The sequence below is a fragment of the Gilvimarinus sp. 1_MG-2023 genome (assembly GCF_030548285.1).
Window position 1 is genome coordinate 1 of record NZ_JAUOSC010000409.1, and the last position, 356, is coordinate 356.

Consider the following 356-nt stretch of genomic DNA (forward strand, 5'->3'; position numbering starts at 1 on the left):
GGCCCGCCTTTGCCAGCGAGGTCTTTCACTTGCTGCCAGACGTCTTCGGTGATGAACGGAATAATGGGGTGGGCCAGACGCAGGGTGGCTTCCAGCACGCGTACAAGGGTGCCAAGGGTGCCGCGACGAATCTCGGCGCTGGCGTTTTTGTCCCACAGTACGGGTTTGGACAACTCCAGATACCAGTCGCAGTATTCGTTCCAGATAAATTCGTACAGTGCCTGGGCGGCCATATCGAAGCGGTATTGGTCCATATGGCGACGGACTTCGGCTTCGGTGCGTTGCAGGCGCGAGATAATCCAGCGGTCGGCGAGACTCAGGGCTGCGGCTTCGCCGGTGGCACCGCAGGCGGCCAG

At 61.0% G+C, this 356-nt stretch carries 1 protein-coding gene; it reads right to left on the bottom strand.

Features of this window, described 5'->3' with window-relative positions:
* The coding region (locus Q4563_RS17395) for a class I tRNA ligase family protein (RefSeq protein WP_303605393.1) at positions 1–356 on the bottom strand (356 nt) is incomplete at both ends.